Source organism: Vibrio crassostreae, from assembly GCF_041439375.1.
Lineage (GTDB): Bacteria > Pseudomonadota > Gammaproteobacteria > Enterobacterales > Vibrionaceae > Vibrio > Vibrio crassostreae_D.
Genome location: NZ_JBGONY010000013.1, coordinates 97,389 through 104,112, shown reverse-complemented (window position 1 = coordinate 104,112; position 6,724 = coordinate 97,389). Strand labels below are relative to the sequence as shown.

General features: G+C 44.1%; 3 protein-coding genes. 1 reads left to right on the top strand and 2 read right to left on the bottom strand.

The window, feature by feature from the left end:
* Positions 1-91 precede the first annotated feature (91 nt).
* A complete protein-coding gene (locus ACED45_RS08195) occupies positions 92-1,372 on the bottom strand; it encodes a cation:proton antiporter (protein WP_136979351.1) in 1,281 nt (426 codons plus the stop codon).
* 169 nt (positions 1,373-1,541) lie between these two features.
* Between ACED45_RS08195 and metH the strand changes: the two genes are divergently transcribed.
* A complete protein-coding gene (gene metH, locus ACED45_RS08190; protein ID WP_123285560.1) occupies positions 1,542-5,219 on the top strand; it encodes a methionine synthase in 3,678 nt (1,225 codons plus the stop codon).
* Between the two features lie 111 nt (positions 5,220-5,330).
* Here metH and lysC read toward each other — a convergent pair whose 3' ends face one another.
* The gene (gene lysC / locus ACED45_RS08185) at positions 5,331-6,698 is read right to left on the bottom strand and encodes a lysine-sensitive aspartokinase 3 (protein WP_371713719.1); all 1,368 of its coding nucleotides are present in this window, start codon (positions 6,696-6,698) and stop codon (positions 5,331-5,333) included.
* Between the last annotated feature and the right edge of the window lie 26 nt (positions 6,699-6,724).

Below are 6,724 nucleotides of genomic sequence, written 5' to 3'. Positions count from 1 at the left end.
TCCCAGCCAAATATCCGTTCAGGTTCAAGCAATAATGCTTATCCGAACGGCATTAACCTAAAGTAGACGGCCTTGGTTGATCATCTAGATGTTAATCTAGCTCTTTCTCTGCTTGTTTTGCTTTCTCTATCATAGGAGTGATTGTTGAGCCTTGAATCAGAATAGAGAACACAACAACAGCATATGTCATGACAAGGATTATCTCTTTAACATCTATTGCCTTGTCTTCAATTACCCAGATACCTGAAGGGATTGAAAGTGCCATGGCTAGTGCTAAACCACCGCGTAAACCACCCCAAGTTAGAATCTTAATCGACCACGGGTTGTAAGTTCTAAAACGTTTAAATCCAATGTAAGACAAGAAAACACTTAAGTAGCGAGCACTCAATACAAGGGGGACTGCGAACGCCATTAAGATCCAGTCTTCTTGGTGGAATTTGAATAGCAGCATCGACATACCAATTAACAAGAATAATACGCCGTTTAAGAATTCATCTATCAATTCCCAGAAATGATCTAGGTGATCTTCACTCTCTTTTGAGAATCCGATAAAGCGAGTCCAGTTACCAATCATGATACCTGATACCACCATCGCTAATGGACCTGATACATGTAGAACTTCAGCAAACGCATAACCAGCAGTTGGGATGCCGATGGTTAATAGCAACTCCATCGAGTGGTCATCGGTATTGCTGATTAGGTAATGGAATACAAGACCTAAAACAAAACCGTAGACGATGCCGCCAATTGCCTCTTGAACGAATAGCATGGTCACACTACCGACGGTTGGCGCTTCTGTGCCGAATGCGATAGTAAATAGGGTTACGAAGATCACTAAGCCAAAACCATCGTTGAATAGAGATTCTCCTTCGATTTGAGTAGAGATTCTTCTGGGCGCATCGAGCTTCTTTACTATTGCTAAAACGGCAATTGGATCGGTTGGAGAGATTAACGAGCCAAAGAGTAGGCAGTAAATCAGATCAAATTGAATGCCGATGACCTGACAGAACCCGTACAGTACAAAACCGATAAAGAAGGTTGAAAACAGCGTAGCACCTAACGCGAGTACAGTTATTTCCCACTTTTGGTCTTTTAGGTTTGGTAACTTAATCCCTAAACCACCGGCAAAGAGTAAGAACCCCAATATTCCCTTAAGTAGGAAATCTTCAAAGTTGATACTGGCAACGGTTTCTGAGGCGATGTCAGCCAGTTGGAACCAATTGTTTTGTCCCGCAATGATAATCAATAGAGATAACATCATTGAGCCAGCTGTGATGGCGATGGTTGTCTGCATTTTACCAATTTTTGTATTCACGAAAGCAATAAGCATGGCTGCAGCGGACAAGAAGCATAAGGTGTAATAGACCGACATTGGGATTCCAACATGTAACAAAGTATGAATATGAATTTTCGTTGTCTCATGCTCAAATAGCAAACATTTTTTTGTCATGAGTCGGTAATCAATTTCCTTTTTTAGACGTCTAGACTCCTTTTTAATGTGTGATAGGATGGAGGGATAATTAAAGGAATGAGGTTGTACCGTGGGAAGTAATGTAAGGCAAAAGATTGACGCTCTGTTGAAGCAACGAATTTTACTGATTGATGGTGGTATGGGTACCATGATTCAGGATTATAAATTGGAAGAGCAAGACTATCGTGGTGAACGCTTTGCTGATTGGCACAGTGACTTAAAGGGCAACAATGACCTTTTAGTTCTTACACAGCCTAAGCTTATCAAAGATATCCATTCAGAATACTTGGAAGCTGGGGCTGACATCCTCGAAACCAATACCTTTAACGCTACAACCATCGCTATGGCCGACTATGATATGGAAAGCCTTAGTGAAGAAATTAACTTTTCTGCTGCCAAGCTTGCTCGTGAAGCGGCTGATGAATGGACCGCAAAGACCCCAGAAAAGCCTCGCTTCGTCGCGGGTGTATTAGGTCCAACTAACCGAACTTGTTCTATCTCGCCTGATGTAAACGATCCAGGTTATCGAAATGTTAGCTTTGACGAGTTAGTTGAAGCTTATTCTGAGTCGACTCGCGCGCTTATTAAGGGCGGTTCAGACTTAATTCTTATCGAAACTATCTTCGATACGTTGAACGCGAAAGCGTGTGCTTTTGCCGTTGAATCTGTTTTTGAAGAAGTGGGTATTACTCTTCCAGTGATGATCTCCGGTACCATCACTGATGCATCAGGTCGTACGCTTTCAGGGCAGACAACAGAAGCATTCTATAATGCCCTTCGTCATGTTAAACCTATCTCATTTGGACTGAATTGTGCTCTAGGCCCTGACGAACTGCGTGAGTATGTTGGTGAGATGTCTCGCATCTCAGAATGCAATGTTTCGGCTCACCCTAACGCGGGGTTACCTAACGCATTTGGTGAGTATGACCTTTCTCCTGAAGATATGGCCGAACACGTTAAAGAATGGGCTGAAAGTGGTTTCTTGAACCTAATTGGTGGTTGTTGTGGTACTACTCCAGAGCATATCCGCCAAATGGCTGAGGCTGTTGAAGGTGTAACGCCGCGTCAATTGCCAGACTTACCGGTTTCTTGTCGCCTTTCGGGGCTAGAGCCTCTGACGATTGCTAAAGAATCTTTATTCGTGAATGTGGGTGAGCGTACCAATGTGACGGGCTCAGCTCGCTTTAAGCGCCTGATTAAAGAAGAGCTTTACGACGAAGCCTTGAGTGTTGCTCGAGAGCAAGTTGAGAACGGTGCTCAAATTATCGATATCAACATGGATGAAGGGATGCTAGACGCTGAAGCGTGTATGGTTAAATTCCTTAATTTATGTGCCTCTGAACCAGAAATTTCAAAAGTACCAGTAATGGTTGATTCTTCAAAATGGGAAGTTATCGAAGCTGGCCTGAAATGTATTCAGGGTAAAGGTATAGTCAACTCTATCTCTCTAAAAGAAGGCAAAGAGAAATTTGTCGAGCAAGCCAAGTTAGTTCGTCGCTATGGTGCTGCCGTTATTGTGATGGCTTTTGATGAAGTTGGTCAGGCTGATACTCGAGAGCGTAAAGTTGAGATCTGTACCAATGCCTACAACATTCTTGTGGATGAAGTTGGCTTCCCTCCTGAAGACATTATTTTTGATCCGAACATTTTCGCAGTAGCTACTGGTATTGATGAACATAACAACTATGCGGTTGATTTCATTGAAGCAGTGGGAGACATCAAACGCGATCTCCCTCATGCGATGATCTCTGGTGGCGTATCTAACGTGTCGTTCTCATTCCGCGGCAATAACTACGTCCGTGAGGCAATCCACGCAGTATTCCTATATCACTGTTTTAAAAATGGTATGGATATGGGCATTGTAAATGCTGGTCAACTGGAGATTTACGATAATGTTCCTGAAGACCTGCGTGATGCTGTTGAAGATGTAGTACTAAACCGCCGTGATGATTCGACGGAACGTTTGCTTGATATGGCAACTGAGTACCTAGAGCGAGCAGTAGGTAAAGTTGAAGATAAGTCAGCTCTAGAATGGCGTACTTGGCCTGTAGAGAAGCGCTTAGAGCACTCTTTGGTTAAAGGTATTACAGACTTTATAGTTGAAGACACTGAAGAAGCTCGTGTTAATGCCTCTCGTCCTATTGAGGTGATTGAAGGTCCTCTAATGGACGGCATGAACGTTGTTGGTGACCTATTTGGTGAAGGTAAGATGTTCTTACCACAGGTAGTTAAGTCTGCGCGTGTAATGAAGCAGGCTGTTGCGCACTTAGAACCGTTCATCAATGCATCCAAAGAAGTGGGTGCGACTAACGGTAAGATTCTGTTAGCGACCGTTAAAGGCGACGTACACGATATCGGTAAGAATATCGTTGGTGTGGTTTTGCAGTGTAATAACTACGAAATTATCGACTTAGGTGTGATGGTTTCTTGTGAAAAGATTCTTAAGGTCGCGAAAGAAGAGAACGTCGACATTATCGGCTTATCTGGTTTGATCACACCATCTCTTGATGAAATGGTACACGTTGCCAAAGAGATGGAAAGACAAGGTTTTAAGCTTCCTCTATTGATCGGCGGCGCAACTACATCTAAAGCGCACACTGCGGTCAAGATTGAACAAAATTATTCAGAACCTGTTGTATACGTAAATAATGCCTCGCGCGCTGTAGGTGTGTGTACTTCACTACTTTCTGATGAATTGAAGCCCGCTTTCGTTGAGAAGCTAGATATCGACTATGATCGCGTTCGAGACCAGCACAATCGTAAGAAGCCGCGCACTAAGCCTGTCACACTTGAAAGAGCTCGTGCCAATAAAGTCGCTATCGATTGGGATGCGTATACGCCACCGGCACCCGCTAAGCCGGGAGTTCACATTTTCAATGATTTTGATGTAGCTACTCTGCGTCAGTACATCGATTGGACTCCATTCTTCATGACATGGTCATTGGTTGGTAAGTACCCTGCGATCCTTGATCATGAAGAAGTGGGTGAAGAAGCAAAACGTTTATTCAAAGATGCCAATGATTTACTGGATCGCGTAGAGAAAGAGAAGCTGCTTGAAGCGCGTGGTATGTGTGCCATGTTCCCAGCGAACAGTGTTGGTGATGATATTGAAGTGTATACCGATGAATCTCGTACCGAAGTTCTAAAAGTTCTACACAACCTTCGTCAACAAACAGAGAAACCAAAAGGCTTTAACTATTGCCTGTCAGATTACATTGCGCCAAAAGAAAGCGGTAAAGCGGATTGGATTGGTGGCTTTGCGGTAACCGGTGGTATTGGTGAGCGAGAACTGGCTGATGAATACAAAGCGAAAGGTGATGACTACAACGCAATCATGATTCAAGCGGTTGCTGACCGATTGGCTGAAGCGTTCGCGGAGTATCTGCATAAAGAAGTGAGAAAGGATATTTGGGGCTACTCGCCAGATGAGGACTTGTCTAACGACGATTTGATTCGAGAGAAATACCAAGGTATCCGTCCTGCTCCAGGTTATCCTGCTTGTCCAGAGCACACAGAGAAAGGCACGTTGTGGGAGTTGATGGACGTTGAGAAGGCTATCGATATGTCACTGACGTCTAGCTACGCGATGTGGCCTGGTGCTTCAGTATCAGGGATGTACTTCTCACACCCTGATGCTCGGTACTTTGCGATAGCCCAGATTCAACAGGATCAAGTAGATAGCTATGCCGACCGTAAAGGCTGGGATATGTTGGAAGCTGAGAAGTGGTTAGGGCCAAATATCAACTAACTCTGGAATCAGTGAGTTGTTCGTAAAGCTAGAAAGAGAAAGGGTTGCTTAATCGCAACCCTTTTTGTATTTGTGATTTGGTTAACTCAACCCTATCTATTAATTGACTTCTTATTCAAAAAGCTCTTGATGCAGTTTTTGAATTGCTAACTTAGATACAGGTTCATCCAACAAGAAGCACAGATTGTGTGGGCTTGCTCCGTAACAAATCATACGTAGGTTGAAATCTTCTAGAGTGCCGAATACCTGCTTTGCATAGCCTTTGCTTTCGCTCATGTTGTTACCAATAAGAGCAACCAGGCATAGGTCATGCTCAATATCGACAGAACACAGTTCTTCAAGCTCAATACGCGCTGCTTCTGGTAATTCAGGAGCCCCACCTGATGTGTCTGTTTGATCCAGCGTAAGTGAAACGCTGATCTCTGATGTAGTGATAAGATCGACAGAGATCTTATGTTTAGCAAGGATCTCGAATACTTTCGCAAGGAAACCGTAAGCATGGAACATATTAGCGCTACGCAGCGTAACCATGGTTTGGTTGCAGCGAAGGGCAAGGGCTCTAAAAAGAGGAGAGCTCTCAACTTCTTGACGAATCCAAGTGCCACCTAACTCTGGTGCTTTAGAAGATCCAACAAATACTGGGATTTGGTGGCGTAGTGCGGGTACTAGAGTCGATGGGTGCAAGATCTTCGCACCAAAGTTTGCCATTTCCGATGCTTCACTGAAGCTGATCTCTGGGATAGGAGATGCTTTCGGTGCGATGCGTGGATCGGTAGTGTAGATCCCCGGAACATCCGTCCAAATTTCTAAGCCAATTGCTTGTACTGATTCGGCAATCAGTGCCGCCGAATAATCACTGCCCCCGCGACCTAAAGTCGTGGTGTTGCCTTCACTATCAGCGCCGATAAAACCTTGAGTAACGACAACTTGCTGTTGGCACAGTGGAATCAATTTCTCTTTTGCCAAAGCAGCAATCTCTTCTAGCTGTGGTTCTGCTTTTCCGAAATCATCATTAGTGCGCATCACTTCTCTGATATCAAAGCGAACTGCAGGTGTGCCTCGTTCACGAATGATCTGAGCCAAGATGTGTGTCGACATCAACTCGCCACATGCGACAAGGTGATCAGTCAGTTTGGTACTGGTTTGAAATGATGCCGCTTCTGCTGCGCTCGCAATGTCATCAAGAATGCTGTGAACTTCTTTTTCGATGCTGACTGAGTCTGCCAGTTGGCCAAGAATTGCGTTATGAATGTCCGCTAATTGAGCCATCAATTCCTGACGACGAGCTTTATCTTGAACGCCATTCGCCAGTTCAACCAGCAAGTTAGTCACACCAGAACACGCAGAACTTACGACTAACTTGGTATTTGAGTTGTTTTCAATAATGGCAGCACAACGGCTCATTGCTTCAAAGTTGGCAACACTTGTACCACCAAACTTAGCGACATTAAAAGAACCAGCTACATTAGATGCACTCACGATATATCTCCCACGACTTCCTAAAA

Bases quoted from the DNA above. Each gene is read 5' to 3' on its own strand.
- ACED45_RS08195 (WP_136979351.1), bottom strand. From the start codon at position 1,372: ATGTCGGTCTATTACACCTTATGCTTCTTGTCCGCTGCAGCCATGCTT.